The 22,671-nt window shown below is 61.0% G+C and carries 19 protein-coding genes; 14 read left to right on the plus strand and 5 right to left on the minus strand.

Features of this window, described 5'->3' with window-relative positions:
* Positions 1-74: 74 nt before the first annotated feature.
* Genes KHO49_RS10335 through rloA form a run of 3 tightly spaced genes read right to left on the minus strand, consistent with a single transcriptional unit; the run spans position 75 to position 3,135 of the window.
* Complete coding sequence (locus KHO49_RS10335) at positions 75-1,061, minus strand: alpha-L-glutamate ligase-like protein (RefSeq protein WP_102878964.1); 987 nt, start codon at positions 1,059-1,061, stop codon at positions 75-77.
* Positions 1,061-2,593 (minus strand): osmotic stress tolerance membrane protein RloB, encoded by a 1,533-nt coding sequence (gene rloB / locus KHO49_RS10340; protein WP_102863860.1) that lies wholly within the window; start codon positions 2,591-2,593, stop codon positions 1,061-1,063. Before rloB ends, KHO49_RS10335 begins: the two co-directional genes overlap by 1 nt.
* 5 nt (positions 2,594-2,598) lie before the next feature.
* A complete protein-coding gene (gene rloA / locus KHO49_RS10345) occupies positions 2,599-3,135 on the minus strand; it encodes a retropepsin-like aspartic peptidase RloA (protein ID WP_102863859.1) in 537 nt (178 codons plus the stop codon).
* Between the two features lie 267 nt (positions 3,136-3,402).
* On the opposite strand from rloA, the gene KHO49_RS10350 reads away from it, so the two are divergent.
* From KHO49_RS10350 to prpD, 6 genes are all read left to right on the plus strand, one after another.
* Positions 3,403-4,125 carry a GntR family transcriptional regulator gene (locus tag KHO49_RS10350; protein ID WP_102863858.1) on the plus strand — a complete coding sequence of 241 codons (723 nt, stop codon included), beginning with the start codon at positions 3,403-3,405 and terminating at the stop codon, positions 4,123-4,125.
* Positions 4,122-5,015 carry a methylisocitrate lyase gene (gene prpB / locus KHO49_RS10355; RefSeq protein ID WP_011060181.1) on the plus strand — a complete coding sequence of 298 codons (894 nt, stop codon included), beginning with the start codon at positions 4,122-4,124 and terminating at the stop codon, positions 5,013-5,015. Before KHO49_RS10350 ends, prpB begins: the two co-directional genes overlap by 4 nt.
* 69 nt (positions 5,016-5,084) lie before the next feature.
* Entirely contained in the window at positions 5,085-6,212 is a 1,128-nt protein-coding gene (gene prpC, locus KHO49_RS10360; protein ID WP_213664979.1) for a bifunctional 2-methylcitrate synthase/citrate synthase, read from the plus strand.
* Positions 6,213-6,414: 202 nt separating this feature from the next.
* Positions 6,415-9,009, plus strand: a complete 2,595-nt coding sequence (gene acnD, locus KHO49_RS10365) for a Fe/S-dependent 2-methylisocitrate dehydratase AcnD (protein ID WP_110652111.1) — start codon at positions 6,415-6,417, stop codon at positions 9,007-9,009.
* A 61-nt stretch (positions 9,010-9,070) separates the two neighbouring features.
* On the plus strand, positions 9,071-10,261 hold the full coding sequence (gene prpF / locus KHO49_RS10370) for a 2-methylaconitate cis-trans isomerase PrpF (RefSeq protein ID WP_110595227.1): 1,191 nt from the start codon (positions 9,071-9,073) through the stop codon (positions 10,259-10,261).
* A 165-nt stretch (positions 10,262-10,426) separates the two neighbouring features.
* The gene (gene prpD / locus KHO49_RS10375; RefSeq protein ID WP_110595228.1) at positions 10,427-11,911 is read left to right on the plus strand and encodes a 2-methylcitrate dehydratase; all 1,485 of its coding nucleotides are present in this window, start codon (positions 10,427-10,429) and stop codon (positions 11,909-11,911) included.
* 118 nt (positions 11,912-12,029) lie between these two features.
* On the opposite strand, the gene KHO49_RS10380 is transcribed toward prpD, so the two are convergent.
* Positions 12,030-12,983 carry a DMT family transporter gene (locus KHO49_RS10380; protein ID WP_102878969.1) on the minus strand — a complete coding sequence of 318 codons (954 nt, stop codon included), beginning with the start codon at positions 12,981-12,983 and terminating at the stop codon, positions 12,030-12,032.
* A gap of 93 nt (positions 12,984-13,076) precedes the next feature.
* On the opposite strand from KHO49_RS10380, the gene KHO49_RS10385 reads away from it, so the two are divergent.
* On the plus strand, positions 13,077-14,501 hold the full coding sequence (locus KHO49_RS10385) for an aminotransferase-like domain-containing protein (protein WP_213664980.1): 1,425 nt from the start codon (positions 13,077-13,079) through the stop codon (positions 14,499-14,501).
* Positions 14,502-14,574: 73 nt separating this feature from the next.
* On the opposite strand, the gene ppsR is transcribed toward KHO49_RS10385, so the two are convergent.
* Positions 14,575-15,393 (minus strand): posphoenolpyruvate synthetase regulatory kinase/phosphorylase PpsR, encoded by an 819-nt coding sequence (ppsR, locus tag KHO49_RS10390; RefSeq protein WP_102863851.1) that lies wholly within the window; start codon positions 15,391-15,393, stop codon positions 14,575-14,577.
* A 174-nt stretch (positions 15,394-15,567) separates the two neighbouring features.
* On the opposite strand from ppsR, the gene ppsA reads away from it, so the two are divergent.
* From ppsA to sigX, 7 genes are all read left to right on the plus strand, one after another.
* Positions 15,568-17,943 (plus strand): phosphoenolpyruvate synthase, encoded by a 2,376-nt coding sequence (ppsA, locus tag KHO49_RS10395; protein WP_102878970.1) that lies wholly within the window; start codon positions 15,568-15,570, stop codon positions 17,941-17,943.
* Positions 17,944-18,045: 102 nt separating this feature from the next.
* The gene (locus KHO49_RS10400) at positions 18,046-19,035 is read left to right on the plus strand and encodes an alpha/beta fold hydrolase (RefSeq protein WP_213664981.1); all 990 of its coding nucleotides are present in this window, start codon (positions 18,046-18,048) and stop codon (positions 19,033-19,035) included.
* Positions 19,036-19,290: 255 nt separating this feature from the next.
* Positions 19,291-19,782, plus strand: coding sequence for a ribonuclease E activity regulator RraA (gene rraA, locus KHO49_RS10405; RefSeq protein ID WP_102863848.1), 492 nt, complete (start codon positions 19,291-19,293; stop codon positions 19,780-19,782).
* A gap of 25 nt (positions 19,783-19,807) precedes the next feature.
* Positions 19,808-20,803, plus strand: coding sequence for a divalent cation transporter CmaX (gene cmaX, locus KHO49_RS10410; RefSeq protein WP_102863847.1), 996 nt, complete (start codon positions 19,808-19,810; stop codon positions 20,801-20,803).
* 63 nt (positions 20,804-20,866) lie between these two features.
* Positions 20,867-21,112, plus strand: a complete 246-nt coding sequence (locus tag KHO49_RS10415) for a hypothetical protein (protein WP_011060193.1) — start codon at positions 20,867-20,869, stop codon at positions 21,110-21,112.
* A gap of 2 nt (positions 21,113-21,114) precedes the next feature.
* The gene (locus KHO49_RS10420; RefSeq protein WP_016964357.1) at positions 21,115-21,939 is read left to right on the plus strand and encodes a mechanosensitive ion channel family protein; all 825 of its coding nucleotides are present in this window, start codon (positions 21,115-21,117) and stop codon (positions 21,937-21,939) included.
* 87 nt (positions 21,940-22,026) lie between these two features.
* On the plus strand, positions 22,027-22,617 hold the full coding sequence (gene sigX / locus KHO49_RS10425; protein ID WP_011060195.1) for an RNA polymerase sigma factor SigX: 591 nt from the start codon (positions 22,027-22,029) through the stop codon (positions 22,615-22,617).
* Positions 22,618-22,671: the final 54 nt, after the last annotated feature.

A 22,671-nucleotide genomic window follows, 5' to 3' on the forward strand; every position in this document is an offset into this window, starting at 1 on the left:
CAGGGCGCATTCACCGACCTGTAGCCGCTGCCGCAGGCTGCGAAAATTGCCTTCGCACCCCGCGGCAGCCGTTATCAGCCTTCCACCGGCGGAATGTGGCCGAACAGCTCCTGGGCGAAGCGCACCCGCTCTTCGACGGTTTCCTCGATGCCCCGGGCCTTGAGTTGCTCAAGGTGGGCTTCAATAGCGTGGGTACGCTGGGTCAGGCCGCAGTCGTTGGCGATCTGGATATTCAGCCCGGGCCGGGCGTTGAGCTCGAGAATCAGCGGGCCCTTGTCCTGGTCCAGCACCATGTCCACGCCGATGTAGCCCAGGCCACAGAGCTCGTAGCAGCCGGCTGCCAGCTTCATGAAACCGTCCCAGTAGGGCAGTTGCACACCGTCCACGGCGTTGGTGGTATCCGGGTGCTTGGTGATGATGTTGTTCAGCCAGGTGCCGCGCAGAGTCAGGCCGGTAGCCAGATCGACACCGACGCCAATGGCGCCCTGGTGCAGGTTGGCCTTGCCCCCGGACTGGCGGGTTGGCAGGCGCAGCATGGCCATCACCGGGTAGCCCATGAGCACGATGATGCGGATGTCCGGCACGCCTTCGTAGCTGATGCTCTTGAAGATCTGGTCCGGGGTCACCCGGTACTCGATCAGTGCCCGGTCGCGGTGGCCGCCCAGGGAATACAGGCCGGTGAGGATGCTGGAGATCTGATGCTCGATCTCCTCATGGCTGATGATCTTCCCGGACACGGTGCGGTAACGGCCTTCGAAGCGGTCGGCGATCACCAGGATGCCGTCACCACCGGCGCCTTGCGCCGGCTTGATCACGAAGTCGTTGCGCCCACCGATGATCTCGTCGAGCTTGTCGATTTCCTTCTCGGTGGAGATCACCCCGTACAGTTCCGGCACATGGATGCCGGCCTTGATCGCCCGCTCCTTGGTGATGATCTTGTCATCGACGATGGGGTACAGGCTGCGCTTGTTGTACTTGAGCACGTAGTCGGCATTACGCCGGTTGATGCCCATGATTCCACGCGCTTCCAGGGCTTTCCAGGTCTTCCACAGGCCAAACATCAGGAGTCGGCCTTGACGAAGGCTTTGAAACGCACCAGCTCCGTCAGGCGGTAGCCGCGGTAGCGACCCATCGCCAGCATGAAGCCCACCAGGATCAGCAGCATCGCCGGGAAGGTGAAGACGAAGTACGTAAGCTCCGGCACGCTCATGATCAGGTGCGCCAGGGAGGCGGCGAACAGGGTGCCGATGGCGACTTTCATCGCATGGCCGCCGCCGCGCTCTTCCCAGGTAATGGACAGGCGTTCGATGGTCATGGTCAGGATCACCATCGGGAACAGTGCCACCGACAGCCCGCGCTCCAGGCCCAGCTTGTGGCTGAACAGGCTGATGGCGGCGATCAGCACCACGACGAAGGTCAGCACCACCGACAGCCGCGGCAGCATCTGCAACTTCAAGTGTTCCAGGTACGAGCGCAAGGACAGGCCCAGCGCGGTAATCACCGTGAACAGCACGATGCCGAAGCCCAGTTGGGTCTCGCGGAACGCCAGGGCGATCAGCACCGGGGTGAAGGTGCCCAGGGTCTGCAGGCCGATCAGGTTGCGCAGCACCAGGATCACCAGCACGCCGATGGGGATCATCACCATGATCATGAAGGTCTGCTGGGTCTGCAGCGGCAGGCCGTACAGCGAGTATTCGAGGAAGTTGGCGTCGGTGTTCTCGTCGGTCAGCTTGGCCAGGCGAATGGCGTTCATTTCGCTGTTGTTGAGGCTGAAGGTGACGTTGGCCTTCTTGCCGCCATCGACGGTGATCAGGTTGTCATCGCCGGTCCACCACAGCAGGCGGTCGCTGGGCATGCCCTGTTCGCCGGTTTCCGGGTTGAAGTACAGCCAGTCGGTGCCGTTGAAGCTGCGCAGCCAGAGTTCCGGGGTCTGCGGCTGATCGGCCACCAGGCGGATGGTGTGGACCTTCTCCATCGGCACGTGGGCGATGGACAGCAGCAGCTCGACGATCCTGGCCTTGTTGGCGCTGGAGGGGTCGCCGGCCAGCAGCAGCTTGGCGTTGTCATCATTGGCGTTGTTGACGCGCTTGATGGCTTCGCTGATGAAGGTCTCGACGTCCGCCGAGTGCTGGCGGATTGGCGCCAGCAGGGCTTCGGCGGCGATCTTTTCCGCGCCTTCCACGGCCATGCTGTCGCGGAAGGTCGGGCCCTTGACCTTGGACTTCTCGGCGCTGTAGCGCTTGGTCAGCACCAGGCGGTAGTACAGGGTCTGGTTGCCCTTGGCCCGGCGTGCCGACCAGGTGACCTTGCGGTTGCCGTCGACGCGGTTGACCGCCACCCCGTAGTTGTTGGAAATGAAGCTCTCGTTGAGGCTCACGTAGTCGCGGCTCAGGGGCGGCACGAACATCTGGATCTTGATCGGGTCCTTGCCGTTGGCGACGAACTCGACCTTGGCGTCGATGTTCCACAGATCGTCGGTGGCGTCTTCGGTCACCGGAATGCCGAGCACGAAGATCTGATAGGCCGTGATCGAAATGCCCAGCACCACCAGGATGGCGATCAGGACTTTCAGATGAAGGGTAAGAGAGCGCATTGGAATTACTCTGCGGTATGAGCGTCGGTGGCGCAGGCGGGTTTGCCAGCAGCGTATTTAAGACTGGGGTCGACCAGCGCGTCGAAGCGTTTCAGCGCTTCGGAGCCAATCAGCAGCGGGTATTGGAAAGTGCTGCGGTCGGTCAGGTTCACTTCGATGCTGCGCAAGGCACTGCCCATGCAGACATCCAGAGCGATCACCGGACGCGCGGTGTAATTCTTGTCCTCATCGGGATCATAGTCGCCAGCGCGGCGCTTGATCTTGCTGACCCGGGCAAGGGGCCGTTCGATGGGGTGGGAATGGGCGGTGTCGATGGCCAGGTAGAAACGCACCCAGGACTCGCCATTGCGCTTGAAGCGCTTGATGTCGCGGGCACTTAAGGACGCAGTCTTGGCGCCGGTGTCGAGCTTGGCAGCAACTTCCAGGTCGATACCTGATAGATGCGCGTACTCGTTCAAACCGTAGACCGTCTTGCCGGCGGCGGCACTGAGACCGGGCAGGGCAGGCAGACAGAGGAGTAGGGGAAGGGCCTTGAGTCTCATAGATCCTGATGGGCTTGGGTTCTTCAGTTCAAGGCGACCGGCATTGCTGCGCAAGCTCCCTCGTATGCGTGTCATAAAAAGATGACAGGCCAATGCGGGCAGCATTCTAGCATGCTGGTTTTATGGCGCCAGCGTCGGGGGCGGGCCTTTTGTCTCGTTTGGGTGCAAAGGGTTATTAGACGATTGTCGACAATCTCAATTTTTCCTTTGACTGTTTAGGGGGCATTGGCTAGTTTTTGCCTCATTGATTTTAAAGGTGTCGACAATATGTTGGATCAACTGGAACATCCGCTGCCGACACAGGACGATTCTGAGACCCTGTCCGAAAACGTCTTCCGGCGCATCCAGGCCGCCATCGTCAAGGGCGAGATCGCCCCGGGCAGCAAGATCTCCGAGCCTGAGCTGGCCCGAACCTACGGCATCAGTCGCGGCCCGCTGCGCGAAGCCATCCACCGCCTGGAAGGCCAGCGCCTGTTGGTGCGGGTGCCGCATGTCGGGGCCCGGGTGGTATCCCTGAGCCACGCCGAGCTGATCGAACTCTACGAAATTCGCGAATCCCTGGAGGGCATGGCCTGTCGCCTGGCGGCGGAGCGCATGACCAGCGAGGAAATCGACGAATTGCGCCGGGTGCTCGATACCCATGAGCGCGATGCGGCGTTCCAGGCCGGGGTCGGCTACTACCAGCAGGAAGGGGATTTCGACTTCCACTACCGGATCATCCAGGGCGCGGGCAACCGCACCCTCACGCAAATGCTCTGTGGCGAGCTGTATCAGTTGGTGCGCATGTATCGCATCCAGTTCTCCGCGACCCCCAACCGCCCGCACCAGGCCTTTGCCGAACACCACCGGATTCTCGACGCCATTGCCGATCGCGACGGCGAACTGGCCGAGCTACTGATGCGCCGCCACATCGGCGCCTCGAAACGCAACATCGCGCGTCACTACCAGGACAGCGCCCATCAGACAGCCACTCCACGAGGTGAGTCATGAGTTCCAACAAGAGCACTCCAGGCCAGCGTTTCCGCGATGCGGTCGCCAGCGAACAGCCATTGCAAGTGGTGGGCGCGATCAACGCCAACCACGCCCTGCTGGCCAAGCGCGCCGGCTTCAAGGCGATCTACCTGTCTGGCGGCGGGGTCGCCGCCGGTTCCCTCGGCGTGCCTGACCTGGGCATCACCGGCCTCGACGACGTCCTCACCGACGTGCGCCGCATCACCGACGTCTGCGACCTGCCGCTGCTGGTGGACGTGGACACCGGTTTCGGTTCCTCGGCCTTCAACGTGGCCCGCACCGTCAAGTCGATGATCAAGTTCGGCGCGGCGGCGATCCACATCGAGGACCAGGTCGGCGCCAAGCGCTGCGGTCACCGTCCTAATAAAGAGATCGTGTCCCAGCAGGAAATGGTCGACCGCATCAAGGCCGCGGTGGATGCCCGCACCGACGACAGTTTCGTGATCATGGCGCGTACCGACGCCCTGGCGGTGGAAGGCCTGGAGTCGGCCCTGGAGCGCGCCGCGGCGTGCATCGAGGCCGGCGCCGACATGGTGTTCCCGGAAGCCATCACCGAGCTTGAGATGTACAAGATCTTCGCCGACCGGGTGAAAGCGCCGATCCTGGCCAACATCACCGAATTCGGCGCGACTCCGCTGTACACCACCGAACAGTTGAAATCCGTGGATGTTTCCCTGGTGCTGTACCCGCTGTCGGCGTTCCGTGCCATGAACAAGGCGGCGGAAAACGTCTACACCGCGATCCGTCGCGACGGCACCCAGCAGAACGTGATCGACACCATGCAGACCCGCATGGAGCTCTACGAGCGCATCGACTACCACAGCTTCGAGCAGAAGCTCGACGCGCTGTTCGCGCAGAAGAAAGGTTGATTCGCGAACCACGAACAAACCGTTGATGAAGTTGCCAAGTCCCTAACAAATTCAAGATTGGAGAGAGCAATGGCCGAAGCAAAAGTATTGAGTGGCGCAGGTCTGCGCGGACAGGTGGCCGGGCAAACCGCGCTGTCCACCGTGGGCCAGGCCGGTGCCGGGTTGACCTATCGCGGCTATGACGTGCGCGAACTGGCGGCCGATGCGCAGTTCGAGGAAGTGGCCTACCTGCTGTTGTACGGCGATCTGCCGACCCAGGAGCAACTGGCCGCTTACAGCGCCAGGCTGAGCAAGCTGCGGGACCTGCCTCAGGCGCTCAAGGAAGTGCTGGAGCGGATTCCGGCCCAGGCCCATCCGATGGACGTGATGCGTACGGGCTGCTCGTTCCTCGGCAATATCGAGCCGGAGGCGGACTTCTCCCAGCAGCATGACGTCACCGACCGTCTGCTGGCGGCTTTCCCGGCGATCATGTGCTACTGGTACCGCTTCAGCCACGAAGGCGTGCGCATCAGCTGTGTCAGCGACGAGCAGACCATCGGCGGCCACTTCCTGCACTTGTTGCACGGCAAGAAGCCCAGCGAGTTGCACGTCAAGGTGATGAACGTCTCGCTGATCCTTTATGCCGAGCACGAATTCAACGCTTCCACCTTCACCGCCCGGGTCTGTGCCTCGACCCTGTCGGACCTGTACTCGTGCATTACTGCAGCCATCGGTTCGCTACGCGGCCCGCTGCACGGTGGTGCCAACGAGGCAGCCATGGAGCTGATCGAGCGCTTCCAGAGCCCCGAGGAGGCGACTGCCGAGTTGCTGCGGATGCTGGAGCGCAAGGACAAGATCATGGGCTTCGGTCACGCGATCTACAAAGACAACGACCCGCGCAACGAGGTGATCAAGGGCTGGTCGAAGAAGCTCGCCGACGAAGTGGGCGACAAGGTGCTGTTCCCGGTATCCGAAGCCATCGACAAGACCATGTGGGAGCAAAAGAAACTCTTCCCCAACGCCGACTTCTACCACGCCTCGGCGTACCACTTCATGGGCATTCCCACCAAGTTGTTCACGCCGATCTTCGTGTGTTCGCGCCTGACCGGCTGGGCTGCTCATGTGTTCGAACAGCGTGGCAACAACCGCATCATCCGTCCAAGCGCCGAGTACATCGGCGTTGAACAGCGCAAGTTCGTGCCAATCGAACGCCGCTGACCGGGAGGGCGCCGGCACTATGGCTTGAATGAACCACAAACCTGTAGGAGCGAACTTGCTCGCCATAGCGATGGATCAGCCGACAGCCATGTCGGATCTGCTTCAGTGATCGCGAGCAAGCTCGCTCCGACAAGGGATAGATGTTCATTCAACACGGTGCCAGGCGCTCCCTTTGAAACTACCGTGATCGAGTCCCCTGACCATGAACACTGAATTTCGCAAGACGCTGCCTGGCAGCCAGCTGGACTACTTCGACGCCCGTGCGGCGGTCGATGCGCTTCAGCCAGGCGCTTACGACAGCCTGCCCTATACCTCCCGCGTGCTGGCGGAGAACCTGGTGCGTCGCTGTGATCCGGCGACCCTCAAGGCGTCCCTGGGCCAGTTGATCGAACGTCGTGACGACCTGGACTTTCCCTGGTTCCCAGCCCGCGTGGTGTGCCATGACATCCTTGGCCAGACTGCGTTGGTGGACCTGGCCGGCCTACGCGACGCCATCGCCGACCAGGGCGGTGATCCGGCGCTGGTCAACCCGGTAGTGCCGACCCAGTTGATCGTCGACCACTCCCTGGCCGTGGAGTGCGGCGGCTTCGATCCGGACGCCTTCGACAAGAACCGCGCCATCGAAGACCGGCGCAACGAAGACCGTTTCCACTTCATCAACTGGACCAAAAAAGCCTTCAAGAACGTCGACGTGATCCCGCCGGGCAACGGCATCATGCACCAGATCAACCTGGAGAAAATGTCCCCGGTGATCCAGGTGCGCGACGGGGTGGCCTTCCCGGATACCTGCGTCGGCACCGACAGCCACACCCCGCACGTGGATGCCCTGGGGGTGATCGCCATCGGCGTGGGCGGCCTGGAAGCCGAGAACGTCATGCTCGGTCGCGCTTCGTGGATGCGCTTGCCGGAAATCATCGGTGTCGAGCTCACTGGCAAGTTGCAGCCCGGGATCACCGCCACCGACATGGTGCTGGCGCTGACCGAGTTCCTGCGCAAACAGAAAGTGGTGGGTGCCTGGCTGGAGTTCTTCGGCGCAGGCGCCGCGGCACTGACCCTGGGCGACCGCGCCACCATCTCCAACATGGCCCCGGAATACGGCGCCACTGCGGCGATGTTCTACATCGACCAGCAGACCATCGATTACCTCAAGCTCACCGGTCGTGAAGACGAACAAGTGCGTCTGGTAGAGAGCTACGCCAAGCACACTGGCCTGTGGGCCGACAGCCTGAAGAGCGCGCGTTACGAGCGTGGCCTGCAGTTCGACCTGTCGTCGGTGGTGCGCAACATGGCCGGGCCGAGCAACCCCCACGCCCGGGTCGCCACCAGCGACCTGGCGGCCAAGGGCATCGCCGGGCAGTGGTCCGAAGTGCCGGGGCAGATGCCCGACGGCGCGGTGATCATCGCCGCCATCACCAGTTGCACCAACACCAGCAACCCGCGCAACGTGATTGCTGCCGGCCTGCTGGCGCGCAATGCCAACAAGCTGGGGCTGACCCGCAAGCCGTGGGTCAAATCGTCCCTGGCTCCGGGTTCGAAAACCGTGGCCATGTACCTGGAAGAAGCCGGCCTGGGCCATGAACTGGAACAGCTGGGCTTTGGCGTGGTGGCTTTTGCCTGCACCACTTGCAACGGCATGTCCGGCGCCTTGGACCCGGTGATCCAGAAAGAGATCATCGATCGCGACCTGTACGCCACCGCTGTGCTCTCGGGCAACCGCAACTTCGACGGGCGTATCCACCCCTATGCCAAGCAGGCGTTCCTGGCTTCGCCGCCGCTGGTGGTGGCCTACGCGATTGCCGGCACCATCCGCTTCGATATCGAGAAGGACGTGCTGGGCCTGGACGCCAACGGCCGGGAAATCCGCCTCAAGGACATCTGGCCGAGCGACGAAGAAATCGACGCCGTGGTCAAGGCCGCGGTGAAGCCGGAGCAGTTCCGCAAGGTCTACATCCCGATGTTCGCCATCCACGAGGACACCGGCCCGAAAGTCGAGCCGCTGTACGACTGGCGTCCGCAGAGCACCTACATCCGCCGTCCGCCTTACTGGGAAGGGGCCCTGGCCGGGGAGCGCAGCCTCAAGGGCATGCGGCCGCTGGCGGTGCTGCCGGACAACATCACCACCGACCACCTGTCGCCGTCCAACGCCATCATGCTCGACAGTGCGGCCGGTGAGTACCTGGCGAAAATGGGCCTGCCGGAAGAGGACTTCAACTCCTACGCGACCCACCGTGGCGACCACCTGACCGCTCAGCGCGCGACCTTTGCCAACCCGAAACTGTTCAACGAAATGGTCGAGGAAAACGGCAAGGTCAAGCAGGGTTCCCTGGCGCGCATCGAGCCGGAAGGCAAAGTGACGCGGATGTGGGAAGCCATCGAAACCTACATGCAGCGCAAGCAGCCGCTGATCATCATTGCCGGCGCCGACTATGGCCAGGGCTCGTCCCGCGACTGGGCGGCCAAGGGCGTGCGCCTGGCGGGTGTGGAGGCGATCGTCGCCGAAGGCTTCGAGCGCATCCACCGCACCAACCTGGTGGGCATGGGCGTGCTGCCCCTGGAGTTCCTGGCGGGCACCGACCGCAAGACCCTGGGCATCGACGGCACCGAAACCTACGACGTGATCGGCGAACGCACACCACGGGCGCAGTTGACCCTGGTGATCAATCGCCGCAACGGCGAGCGGTTGGAGGTGCCGGTAACCTGCCGCCTCGACACCGCCGAAGAGGTGTCGATCTACGAGGCGGGCGGGGTGCTGCAACGCTTCGCCCAGGACTTCCTGGAATCGGCAGTCGCCAGCTAAATGACGTACCGGGGGCGGGCCGCAAGGCGCCGCCCCCGGTCTTTATCAGGACCAGAAATCCATGGCATTTGTAGCGCAAATCAAGATTCCGGCCACCTACATGCGTGGCGGCACCAGCAAGGGTGTGTTCTTCAACCTGCAGGACCTGCCCGAGGCCGCGCAGTTGCCGGGCGCGGCCCGCGATGCCCTGCTGCTGCGGGTGATCGGCAGCCCCGATCCCTATGACAAGCAGATCGACGGCATGGGCGGTGCCACCTCCAGCACCAGCAAGACGGTGATTCTATCCAAGAGCATCAAGGCCGATCACGACGTCGACTACCTGTTCGGCCAGGTGGCCATCGACAAGGCCTTCGTCGACTGGAGCGGCAACTGCGGCAACCTCTCGGCGGCGGTGGGCTCCTTCGCCATCAGCAGCGGCCTGGTGGACGCCAGTCGCATTCCGCAGAACGGCGTGGCGGTGGTGCGCATCTGGCAGGCCAATATCGGCAAGAGCATCATCGCCCACGTGCCGATCACCAACGGCGAGGTTCAGGAAACCGGTGATTTCGAGCTGGATGGGGTGACCTTCCCGGCGGCCGAAGTGCAGCTGGAATTCCTCGATCCGGCGGCCGAGGAAGAGGGCGCCGGTGGTTCGATGTTCCCCACCGGCAACCTGGTGGACGACTTGGAAGTCCCCGGTGTCGGCACCTTCAAGGCGACTCTGATCAATGCCGGGATTCCGACGATCTTCGTCAACGCGGCGGACATCAGTTATCGCGGCACCGAGCTGCAGGGCGACATCAATGGCGACCCCAAGGCCCTGGCGATGTTCGAGACCATCCGCGCCCACGGCGCCCTGCGCATGGGCCTGATTCAGCACCTGGACCAAGCCGCCCAGCGCCAGCACACGCCGAAAGTGGCCTTTGTGGCGCCGCCGGCGGATTACCAGGCTTCCAGCGGCAAGGCGATCAAGGCCGGGGACGTCGATCTGTTGGTGCGGGCCATGTCCATGGGCAAGCTGCATCACGCGATGATGGGCACCGCCGCGGTGGCCATCGGCACCGCGGCGGCGATTCCCGGGACCCTGGTCAATCTGGCGGCCGGTGGCGGTGCGCGCAGCGCGGTGCGTTTTGGTCACCCTTCAGGCACCTTGCGTGTCGGTGCCGAAGCCACTCAAAGCGGCGGTGACTGGACGGTGGTCAAGGCCATCATGAGCCGCAGCGCCCGAGTGCTGATGGAAGGCTGGGTGCGAGTGCCCGGCGACAGTTTCTAGGCAGAGTAATGCTGGCTGTGGTGGCGGGGCTTGTGCACTCGCCATCACCGCCAGTCGTGACGTTGTTATTGAATCGCTGAGCAGGCGCAGACCTGCGATGCCGTTATTGACCTGTACCTGAGGAATCACCGCTACCCACAACCTTGCAACAGGAGTGAAGCACTCATGAGCGCCAACGTTGACCTGAACAACCGTCCCGATTACGACCCGGTTTTGCAGGACATTGCCGACTATGTCCTGGACTACGTCATCGACTCCCAAGAAGCCCTCGATACCGCCCGCAATTGCCTGATGGATACCTTGGGCTGCGGCTTGCTGGCCCTGCGTTTCCCTGAATGCACCAAGCACCTGGGACCGATCGTCGAAGGCACGGTGGTGCCCTTCGGTGCCCGGGTTCCCGGCACCAGCTATCGCCTGGACCCGGTGAAGGCGGCCTGGGACATCGGCTGCATCGTGCGTTGGCTGGATTACAACGACACCTGGCTGGCGGCCGAATGGGGGCATCCCTCGGACAACCTCGGCGGCATTCTCGCGGTGGCCGACCATCTCTCGCAAAAGCGTATGGCCAATGGTGAAGCGCCGTTGACCATGGGCGATGTGTTGCGAGCGATGGTCATGGCCCATGAGATCCAGGGAGTGATGGCCCTGGAAAACTCCTTCAACCGGGTCGGTCTCGATCATGTGCTGTTGGTAAAGGTTGCCTCCACAGCGGTCTGCGCCAAGTTGATGGGCGCCAACCGCGAGCAGTTGCTGGCGGCGCTGTCCCATGCCTTTGTCGACGGTCAGGCGCTGCGCACCTACCGTCATGCGCCGAATGCCGGTTCACGCAAATCCTGGGCGGCGGGCGATGCTTCAAGCCGTGGGGTGCGTCTGGCGGACATCGCCCTGCGTGGCGAGATGGGGATTCCCGGTGTCCTGACGGCGCCGCAATGGGGCTTCTATGACGTGCTGTTCAGTCACACCAACAAGGACCTGGCGTTGAAGCCCGAGGCGCAGCGCTGTTTCAGCCTGTCGCAGAAGTACGCCAGTTACGTGATGGAAAACGTCCTGTTCAAGATCAGCTTCCCAGCGGAGTTCCATGCGCAGACCGCCTGTGAAGCGGCGGTGACTTTGCATCCCCTGGTGCGCAATCGCTTGCCCGAGATCGACCGGATCGTCATCACCACCCATGAATCGGCGATCCGCATCATTTCCAAGGTCGGCCCCTTGGCCAATGCCGCCGACCGCGATCATTGCCTGCAATACATGACCGCTGTGCCCCTGGCCTTCGGCACCTTGGTGGCCGAGCACTACGAAGATGATTTCCACGCTGCGCATCCGATCATCGATCAGTTGCGGGGCAAGATGGAGATCGTCGAAGACCCGCGTTACACCCGTGAATACCTGGAGGCCGACAAGCGCTCCATCGCCAATGCCGTGCAGGTGTTCTTCAAGGACGGCTCCAGTACCGAGCAGGTGGCGGTGGAATATCCCATCGGTCACCGTCGTCGCCGCGCCGAAGGCATTCCATTGCTGGAGGACAAGTTCAAGGCCAATCTGGCCACGCGCTTCACCGCCCAGCGTTCGACGCAGATTTTCCAACTGTGCAAGGACCCGGCGCGCCTGGAGGCAACACCAGTGCATAGGTTCGTCGATTTGCTGGTGATCTGATACCCACCCTTGTAGGACCGAGCTTGCTCGCGATGAACGTCAACGATGACGCGGGTTCGCCGGGCGAGCGTGGCGTTCCGAGAAGCTTCGCAAGCAAGCTCGCTCCTACAGCGTCTCTTTAGTGTCGTGAGGGCTTTCTGGACAGCCATTTATCCAATGGCAATTTGGTGATGGCAAAGCCGCCGAGCAGGGTGGCGGAGTACAGCAGCAAGTCCCGGGACAGGCTCTGTCCTTCGTACCAGGCGCCGATGATCACCGCGAACACCGGGAAAATAATGAACACGAAGGACAGGATCACCGGGTTCAGTCGTTTGAGCAGGAAGAAGTAGACAATGAACCCGCCCACCGAAGCAGCCAGCCCCAGATACAGCAAGGCGCCCCAGGAACGCGGGCTGATGGCGGCAAAGTCCGGTTGCTCAATCCCCAGCCCCGCCAGGCACAGCAGCAAACCGGCGATGCCGATTGGCAAGGTGTTGTAGGTGATGACACTGATGGCGCTGCCGTGTTTCTTGGTGACCACGTAGCACAGTGCATGCAGCAGCGCCGCGCCGAGAATCGCCAGTACCCCCGACAGTTCGTTGTGATCGCTGAGCAGGCCCTGGCCGCGGATGATCTGGAACAGGCTGGCGAAGCCGACAGCGATGCCCAGCAGTTGTGCCAGATGAATCTTCTCGCGCAACAGCAAGGCGGAAAAAATCAGGATGAACACCGGCATGCAGCTGAACAGCAGCGCGGTCAGGCCCGAGGAGACGTGGACCTCGCCGTAGTTGAGCAAGGTGTAGGGCAGGCTGAAGTAGCACAAGGTGACGAACAGCAAGAAACCCCGGCTGCCTTTGGGAAACATCAGTGGTTCGCGGCGCAGCCAGGCAAAGCAGGCGAACAGCGGGAAGGCGATCAGAAAGCGCAGCCCGGCGGCGGTCAGCGGCGGCACGCTCTCCACGGCAATCTTGATGCCCAGCCAGGTGGTGCCCCAGCTCAGGCAGACAATCAGGAACAGGGTGCAGGTCACCAGCGTGGCGAGCCACTGGCGCGATGACACAGGCGTGGTAGGTGCTGCCGTGAGGGTGTTCACACTGACATTCCTTTCGTGATTGGCAATTGACCCCTATATTTGGCGAGTCATTTCCGGTGATTGAACCTGTAAAGCACGTTATTGGGGTAAATGATGGCTGTCAAAGTAAGTATTGACATGGTGTCAATGTTGCGTTCCGCGTTGCAGGAGGGCTCGGGGCCCAAGTACAAGCGGCTGGCAGAGGCCCTGGACCAGGGCATTGAGCAAAGCCTGCTGGCGCCCGGTAGCAAACTGTCTCCCCACCGGCTGCTGGCCGATCAACTGGGCGTGACCATCGGCACCATCAGCCGTGCCTATGCCGAGCTGGAGCGCCTGGGGCAGGTGGTGGCGCGGGTCGGTGATGGCACTTATGTGCGCCAGGACGGTTTGCAGCGTCAGCGTGATTCGGGGTTCCGCACTGTCGGAGACGAGTCGCCCGCGCTGTTCGACATGAGTCGCAATACCCATATTCCCGGTTCGGAGAGTCGTTACATCGCCCAGAGTCTGCGGGCTTTAGCCGACGATCCTCAGGGGTTGCTGGAGGTGGCTCGCTACAGCCCGGAAGCCGGGCTGGCGCGCTATCGCGAGGCCGGCGCCCGCTGGCTGAGCCAAGAGGGATTGCAGGTTGATCCCCAGCAGGTCATTTGCGTCAACGGGGCGCAGCACGGCTTGCATGTCGCCTTGCTGGCGCTGCTCAAGGCCGGGGATACCCTGGCTACCGAACACCTGACCTATCCGGGTCTGATCAGCACTGCACGGATGCTGGGGATCAAGTTGCTGGGGTTGCCCATGGATGAGCAGGGGCTGTTGCCCGAGGCGCTGGAGGAGGCGTGCCGGCATCACCGGCTGGCGGCCCTGTATTGCACGCCGACCTTGCAGAATCCCAGCACGGCGGTGCAGTCCCCGACGCGGCGGGAGGCCATTGCCGAGGTCTGTCGGCGACACAATCTGTTGATTCTTGAAGACGAAACCCATGCCGTGCTGATGGATCGGCGCCCGGCGCCGTTGGCTCATTTTGCCCCGGAGCGCACGGTGCTGATCAGCAGCCTGAGCAAGGCTGTGGCGGCTGGGTTGCGGGTCGGCTTCGTGCATGGGCCGCAGCCTCTGGTGGGACGATTGGCCGCAGCGCTGCGGGCAACCTGCTGGATGGCCACGCCGTTAGCCCTGGAGCTGGCTGCCGGGTGGATCGACGACGGCATTGCCGAACGCCTGCGTCAGCAGCAAATGGCCGAGATCACTCGTCGCAAGGGGCTGGTGGCGGGTTTGCTGCAAGGGTTGGAGTGGCGCAGTCCGCAGGCATGCCCGCATTTCTGGATTCAGGTTCCCGAGCCCTGGCGGGCCTCGGAGATCGAAGCGCATCTGAAGCAGCAGCACTATCTGGTGGCCACGGCCGAGGCCTTTGCCGTCGGCCAGGCAGGGGTGCCGCAGTTCATTCGTGCCAGTGTCTGCAATACCACGGCCGATGATCGGAAACTGACTGAGGGTTTTGCTGCGCTGGCTGCGGCGTTAAGCCAGGAGCCTGGATTGCCGGGGTGGTGAGACGCTGAAGGCGGTGTGGATGTGGCAAGGGCGCGTCCTTGCCACATCGGATCGGCTGAAGTGGCGCCGATGCTTACTTGAAGCGCCGTTCCACGCCTTTTTCCACGAGGATCTTGGCCGAGATCTCTTCCACCGAGAAATGCGTGGAGTTGATGTGGGGAATGTTTTCGCGGCGGAACAGGTTTTCCACCTCACGCACTTCGAACTCGCACTGGGCATAGCTGGAATAGCGACTGTTGGGCTTACGCTCGTTGCGGATCGCGGTGAGCCGGTCCGGGTCGATGGTCAGGCCGAACAGCTTGTGCTTGTGGGCGCGCAGGGCGTTGGGCAGTTGCAGGCGCTCCATGTCTTCTTCGGTCAGCGGGTAGTTGGCCGCACGGATGCCGAATTGCATGGCCATGTACAGGCAGGTTGGGGTCTTGCCGCAGCGCGACACGCCCACCAGGATCAGGTCGGCCTTGTCGTAATAGTGAGTGCGGGCACCGTCGTCGTTGTCCAGGGCGAAGTTCACCGCCTCGATCCGCTCCATGTAGTTGGAGTTGTGGCCAATGGAATGGGACTTGCCGACGGAGTAGGAAGAGTGCTCGCTGAGCTCCTGTTCCAGGGGGGCGAGGAAGGTCGAGAAGATGTCGATCATGAAACCATTGGAGGTGGCGAGGATCTCACGAATGTCCTGATTGACGATGGTGTCGAAGATAATCGGCCGATAGCCGTCTTTTTCGGCGGCTATATTGATTTGTTGTACCATGGCCCGCGCTTTTTCCATGCTGTCGATATACGGCCGCGTGAATTTGCTGAAGGTAACGTTTTCGAACTGCGCCAACAGGCTCTGGCCGAGGGTTTCCGCTGTGATGCCGGTACCGTCGGAGATAAAGAAAGCAGATCGTTTCATTTGCGGCTTGGGCCTTAAGCTAGTGACGATTCTTGGATATGATAGGCGCGATTTGTCGGCCGGGAATGGCCCGCATTCTCACTTATTTTCCAGGTCCAGGCCATATAGCGGGCAAACGCTCCAAAGAGCAGCCGGCTTCTGAGCTTTTCCAACACAGTTAGTGGAGAGATCACCTTGGTAGAGTACGTAGTTTCCCTCGATAAGCTCGGCAAACACGATGTTGAGCATGTGGGGGGCAAGAACGCATCCCTGGGCGAGATGATCAGCAACCTCGCAGGTGCGGGCGTATCGGTCCCTGGTGGCTTCGCCACGACAGCTCAGGCTTATCGTGATTTTCTTGAGTTGAGCGGTCTGAACGACCAGATCCATGCCGCCCTCGATGCGCTGGATGTCGATGACGTCAACGCCCTGGCCAAGACCGGTGCGCAGATCCGTCAATGGATCATGGAAGCCGAGTTTCCCGAGCGCCTGAACACCGAAATCCGCACCGCTTTCGCCGCTTTGTCGGCGGGCAACCCGGACATCGCCGTAGCCGTACGTTCCTCGGCTACCGCTGAAGACTTGCCGGACGCCTCCTTCGCCGGCCAGCAGGAAACCTTCCTCAACATCCGTGGCGTGGATAACGTGATTCGCGCGGCCAAGGAAGTGTTTGCTTCTCTGTTCAACGATCGCGCCATTTCTTACCGCGTGCACCAGGGTTTCGACCACAAGCTGGTGGCCTTGTCTGCGGGTGTGCAGCGCATGGTCCGTTCGGAAACCGGCACCGCCGGCGTGATGTTCACTCTCGACACCGAGTCGGGCTTCCGTGACGTGGTCTTCATTACCGGCGCCTACGGCCTGGGTGAAACCGTGGTCCAGGGCGCGGTGAACCCTGACGAATTCTACGTTCACAAGAACACCCTCGAAGCCGGTCGTCCGGCCATTCTGCGCCGCAACCTGGGCAGCAAGGCGATCAAGATGATTTACGGCGATGAAGCCAAGGCCGGGCGTTCGGTGAAGACCGTCGACGTGGACGCGGCCGATCGCGCGCGTTTCTGCCTGACCGATGCGGAAGTCAGCGAGCTGGCCAAGCAGGCGATGATCATCGAGAAGCACTACCAGTGCCCGATGGACATCGAATGGGCCAAGGACGGCGACGACGGCAAGCTGTACATCGTCCAGGCCCGTCCGGAAACCGTGAAGAGCCGCACCCAGGCCAATGTCATGGAGCGCTACCTGCTCAAGGAAACCGGCACCGTGCTGGTGGAAGGCCGTGCCATTGGCCAGCGCATCGGCGCCGGCAAGGTGCGGATCATCAAGGACGTTTCCGAGATGGACAAGGTCCAGCCGGGTGACGTGCTGGTCTCCGACATGACCGACCCGGACTGGGAACCGGTGATGAAGCGCGCCAGCGCCATTGTCACCAACCGTGGCGGCCGAACCTGCCACGCGGCGATCATCGCTCGCGAGCTGGGTATTCCTGCGGTGGTCGGTTGCGGCAACGCCACCGAGCTGTTGAAAGATGGCCAGGGCGTGACCGTTTCCTGCGCCGAGGGCGACACCGGATTCATCTTTGAAGGCGAACTGGGCTTCGACATCAAGAAGAACTCGGTGGATGCCATGCCGGAGCTGCCGTTCAAGATCATGATGAACGTCGGTAACCCGGATCGCGCCTTCGACTTCGCCCAACTGCCCAATGCCGGCGTGGGCCTGGCTCGTCTGGAATTCATCATCAACCGCATGATCGGCGTGCACCCCAAGGCGCTGTTGAATTACGCCGGGCTGCCGCAGGAGATCAAGGACAGCGTCGACAAGCGCATCGCCGGTTACCACGATCCGGTGGACTTCTATGTCGACAAGCTGGTCGAGGGCATCAGCACCCTGGCGGCAGCGTTCACGCCGAAGAAGGTCATCGTGCGTCTGTCGGACTTCAAGTCCAACGAATATGCGAACCTGATCGGCGGCAAGCTCTACGAGCCGGAAGAAGAAAACCCGATGCTGGGCTTCCGCGGTGCTTCGCGTTACATCAGCGAATCCTTCCGTGACTGCTTCGAGCTCGAGTGCCGCGCGCTGAAACGCGTGCGCAACGAGATGGGCCTGACCAACGTCGAAATCATGGTGCCGTTCGTGCGTACCTTGGGCGAAGCCAGCCAAGTGGTTGATCTGCTGGCTGAAAACGGCCTCAAGCGTGGCGAAAACGGCCTGCGCGTGATCATGATGTGCGAACTGCCATCCAACGCCATCCTGGCTGATGAGTTCCTCGAGTACTTCGATGGTTTCTCCATCGGTTCCAACGACCTGACCCAGCTGACCCTGGGCCTGGACCGCGACTCCGGGATCATCGCCCACCTGTTCGACGAGCGTAATCCTGCGGTCAAGAAACTGCTGGCCAATGCCATTGCCGCCTGTAACAAGGCTGGCAAGTACATCGGCATTTGCGGCCAGGGGCCTTCGGACCATCCGGATCTGGCCAAGTGGCTGATGGAGCAGGGCATTGAAAGCGTTTCGTTGAACCCGGACTCGGTGCTGGAAACCTGGTTCTTCCTGGCTGAAGGCCAGGGCGCGGCGTAATCGGTGAACGAAGAGTCGGTCGCTCGTGAGGCTGGCCGGCTCTTGAAGATTCAAGCAGGGCGTGCTTCTTCTGGATGCCGCCCTTTTTTGTGCAAGAAGAATATGCAAAGCAGCAGCAATCTATTTCCCGTCGCCTTGATCAGTGCCGAGCGTCGAGGCGACCTCAGCGAAGATGTCTATCGCTTGAAACCCGGCAACAGTCCGGACAGCTCCGTAGAGCTGGCGGTGACCCGCCTGGGGCTGGCCGATGAGCCCGAGGCCCGGGGTGTGCCTGTGGTCCTGCTTCACGGCAGTTTTTCCAACCGGCGTTTCTGGTATTCGCCCAAGGGCATTGGCCTCGGGGCCTATCTGGCCCGAGCGGGCTTTGATGTGTGGATTCCCGAGATGCGCGGTCACGGTCTGTCGCGACGCAATGCCGATTACCGCAAGAATCGGGTGGCTGACTACGCGCGTTACGATCTGCCGGCGATTGCAGCCTTCGTTCGTGAGCAAAGTGCGCAAATACCGCACTGGATTGGCCATTCCCTGGGGGGTACCACCCTGGCGGCGGCTTTGGGTGGGCAGTATCTGGGGGATGCGGGGGTGGCTTCGGCGGCGTTTTTCGGCACCCAGGTCAGTCGCACCTACTGGCCGCTGAAAATTCCTATGGTGGAGTGGGGCGGGCGCCTGGTCATCAAGCGTTTTGCCCAACTCTCCGGTTCCCGGCTCAAGCGCGGTCCGGAAGACGAGCCCATTGGCCTGGCTTTGGAAAGCATGCGCTGGCATGGCCTGTTCGGTTGTTTTGGCGATGCTGATAAGGATTGGTGGGCAGGGCTAGCGGAGGTTTCAGTGCCGGTGCTGGCGGTCAGCGCAACTGGGGATCATCAGGACCCGACCTGGGCCTGTCGCAAGTTGTTCGATCAGTTGGCCAGCGAGCAGAAACAATTTGTCTGCCTGGGGCGTGAGCTAGGGTTCAGTAGCAATTTCGGTCATGTCGAGATGTTGGTGAGCAAGCCGGCGCAGACTGAGGTCTGGCCGTTAGTGGAGCGCTGGCTCAAGGATCAGCACACGCCGTTGCTGGTTTCAGCGCCCGAGCAGGTGGCTGCGGTCTGATGCGAGGGCTCTGAGAAGGGCATTTCGCTCGATAACGCTTGCGGCTAAGATATGACGCATTGTGCTGTTTTGGTCACATTCAGTTGTTGAGTCGACTTTCCGTTCCAGTGAGGCGGCTGCAAAATACGCGACAGGCCGATCAGCTTCTCAGGCACTGTGGGTTAAACATCTGCCGCTTGAGCTCGTATTTCCAAGGCAGCCCCTGGAATTTGCCGATACCTTCGATCGTGTTCTTTCTGCTACAGGAGTTTCTCGATGAACCATTACCTCACTCCCGACCTGTGCGACGCCTACCCGGACCTGGTACAGGTGGTTGAGCCCATGTTCAGCAACTTTGGTGGTCGCGATTCCTTTGGTGGGGAAATCGTCACCATCAAGTGCTTCGAAGACAATTCGCTGGTCAAGGAGCAAGTCGAACTCAAGGGGCACGGCAAGGTACTGGTGGTTGATGGCGGTGGTTCCCTGCGTCGCGCGCTGCTGGGCGACCTGCTGGCCGAGAAGGCGGCGAAAAATGGCTGGGAAGGTCTGGTGATCTACGGTTGCATCCGCGATGTGGATGTCATCGCGCAGACTGACCTCGGTGTCCAGGCCCTGGCCAGCCACCCGATGAAGACCGACAAGCGTGGCATTGGTGATCTCAATGTGGCAGTGACCTTTGCCGGTGTGACTTTCCGTCCGGGCCAGTATGTCTACGCCGATAACAACGGCGTGATCGTGTCGCCGAGCCCGCTGAAAATGCCTGAATAAGTAGTTGGCCTGACAAGGGATGAGGATGTTCGAGGAAGAAAACGCGCAATGGGGGCTGGTGCATGCCCTGGTGCTGGATGGTGAAGGTGGTGCGCGTTCGATAGCCCGGACTGAGCTTGACGATCTGCAGCTACAGGCCCATGAAAGCCTGTGGCTGCATTGGGATCGCAGTCATCCGCAAACCCAGACCTGGTTGCGCCGCTCCAGCGGCTTGAGCGAATTCAGCTGTGATCTGCTGCTGGAGGAAAATACCCGGCCGCGCTTGCTGGCCTTGCCGGAGTCGGAACTGCTGCTGTTTCTGCGGGGCATCAATCTCAATCCGGGAGCCGAGCCTGAAGACATGGTCTCGGTGCGCATCTTTGCGTCCGCGCAGCGGGTGATTTCTCTGCGTTTGCGGCCTTTGCGGGCCACCGATGAGCTGTTGGTGCAACTGGCCGAGGGCAAGGGGCCGAAAACCGCCGCCGAGCTCCTCCTCTATATGGCCGAATACCTGACCCATAAAGTGCAGGATCTGGTCAGCGATCTCTCTGAAGTGGTCGATGCTGAGGAAGAAAAGCTAGATGCCGACGAACGGTATACCCCGGAGCATGGGAGTATTTTGCAGATCCGTCGCCGGGCTGCCGGATTGAAGCGTTTCCTGGCGCCGCAGCGGGATATTTTCTCCCAACTGAGTCGGATAAAACTGCCCTGGTTCGCCGTCGATGATGGTGATTATTGGAATGAACTGCACAACAGCCTTACTCGTTACCTGGAAGAGCTGGAGTTGACTCGAGAGCGCGTGGGGCTTGTGCTGGAGGCCGAAGACCGGCGCTTGAGCGTACGCATGAATCGAACCATGTATCGCTTCGGGATCATCACCGGGATCTTCCTGCCCATGAGTTTTCTCACCGGTCTTCTGGGGATCAACGTCGGCGGCATTCCGTTCTCCGCCAGCCCTTACGGATTCATCATTGCCTGCCTGCTGCTGGTATCGGTGGCCCTGGGACAATGGTGGTTGTTTCGCCGTTTGCGCTGGGTGTGATGATGCGTCATGTGACCCGAATAAATCTGATCGCGTCTTTTCCAGACATCACCCGAGGTGCGTATGCACGATCCGTTTGAACAGTCTTTGCGTGACATGCTCAAAGCTTCGCCATCGAGCCGCGATGACGATGCCTGCCTGGGCCGCGTACTGAAAACCGCCAACCGCCAGGTTGGTGCGGGGGATCTGTTCAGCCTGCTGGGCCGCTGGCTGCCGGCGCTGATGATCGCCTTGAATAACGGATCGGCCCATATCGCGCCGGTTTCCCGTCGTAAATCTTCTGCTCGCACTGCTGATAAGGCTGATTGAATATGGAACTTGATCTCTGGACGCAGAGCCTCGTCACGGCGATGACTGCCTTGTGGACCAAGGTAGCGAACTTCATTCCGAACCTGTTCGGCGCGCTGGTGGTGCTGTTGCTGGGCTTCGTGGTGGCCAAGCTGCTGGATACCCTGTTGTCGAAATTGCTGGCCAAGCTGGGCCTGGATCGCCTGATGGGCGGTACCGGCTTGACCAAATTGCTGTCCCGCGCGGGCTTGCAAGTGCCGATCTCGACCTTGATCGGCAAGATCGTCTATTGGTTCGTTCTGCTTATTTTTCTGGTTTCTGCTGCTGAATCCCTTGGCCTTGAGCGAGTTTCGGCTACGCTCGACATGCTTGCGCTGTATTTGCCGAAGGTTTTCGGTGCTGCGCTGGTGCTGTTGGTGGGGGTTCTGCTGGCGCAATTGGCCAATGGTCTGGTGCGCGGAGCGGCGGAAGGTGTAGGCCTCGATTACGCCAGTGGCCTGGGACGGATTGCCCAGGGGCTGGTGATCATCATCAGTATTTCCGTTGCGATCAGTCAGTTGGAGGTCAAAACCGACCTGCTCAACCATGTGATCGTGATCGTATTGATTACCGTTGGTCTGGCCGTTGCGCTGGCGATGGGTTTGGGAAGCCGGGAAATTGCCGGACAGATTCTTGCGGGAATCTATGTGCGTGAGTTGTATCAGGTTGGGCAACAAGTACGTGTTGGTGAGGTCGAAGGCCAGATCGAAGAGATCGGCACGGTTAAAACTACATTGCTGACCGAGGAGGGTGAGCTAGTCTCTCTGTCCAATCGGATCCTGCTGGAGCAGCATGTAAGTAGCCGCTAACCCGGCAAACCCTGCTAATGTATGCCGCCGCAAAATGCCCTCATCGGGCTGCGGCGGACATTGACCTGACTGTCGGCACGACTCGTTTTGAATAAAACCCAATCGCTATCCACGCGCTATGACCCCCGTGAGCTCTCTGATGAGGAGTTGGTTGCGCGCTCACATACGGAGCTGTTTCACGTAACACGCGCCTATGAAGAGTTGATGCGACGCTATCAGCGGACCCTATTTAATGTTTGTGCGCGTTATCTAGGGAACGATCGTGATGCGGATGATGTCTGTCAGGAGGTGATGTTGAAGGTGCTGTATGGCCTTAAGAACTTTGAGGGCAAATCGAAGTTCAAGACATGGCTATATAGCATCACGTACAACGAATGCATCACGCAGTATCGCAAGGAGCGGCGCAAGCGTCGGTTGATGGACGCTTTAAGTCTTGACCCCCTCGAGGAGGCCTCTGAAGAGAAGGCGCCGAAACCTGAGGAAAAGGGCGGACTTGACCGATGGCTAGTGCATGTGAACCCGATTGATCGAGAAATTCTGGTGCTACGATTTGTCGCAGAACTGGAGTTTCAGGAGATCGCGGACATCATGCACATGGGGTTGAGTGCTACAAAAATGCGTTACAAACGTGCTCTTGATAAATTGCGTGAGAAATTTGCAGGCATTGCTGAAACTTAGTTCGGCGCAAATATCTCTTACGTCTAGGTGAGTTCTGATAGACTTACCGCCGAG

It is taken from the genome of Pseudomonas sp. RC4D1 (assembly GCF_018390395.1).
GTDB classification, from domain to species: domain Bacteria; phylum Pseudomonadota; class Gammaproteobacteria; order Pseudomonadales; family Pseudomonadaceae; genus Aquipseudomonas; species Aquipseudomonas danubii.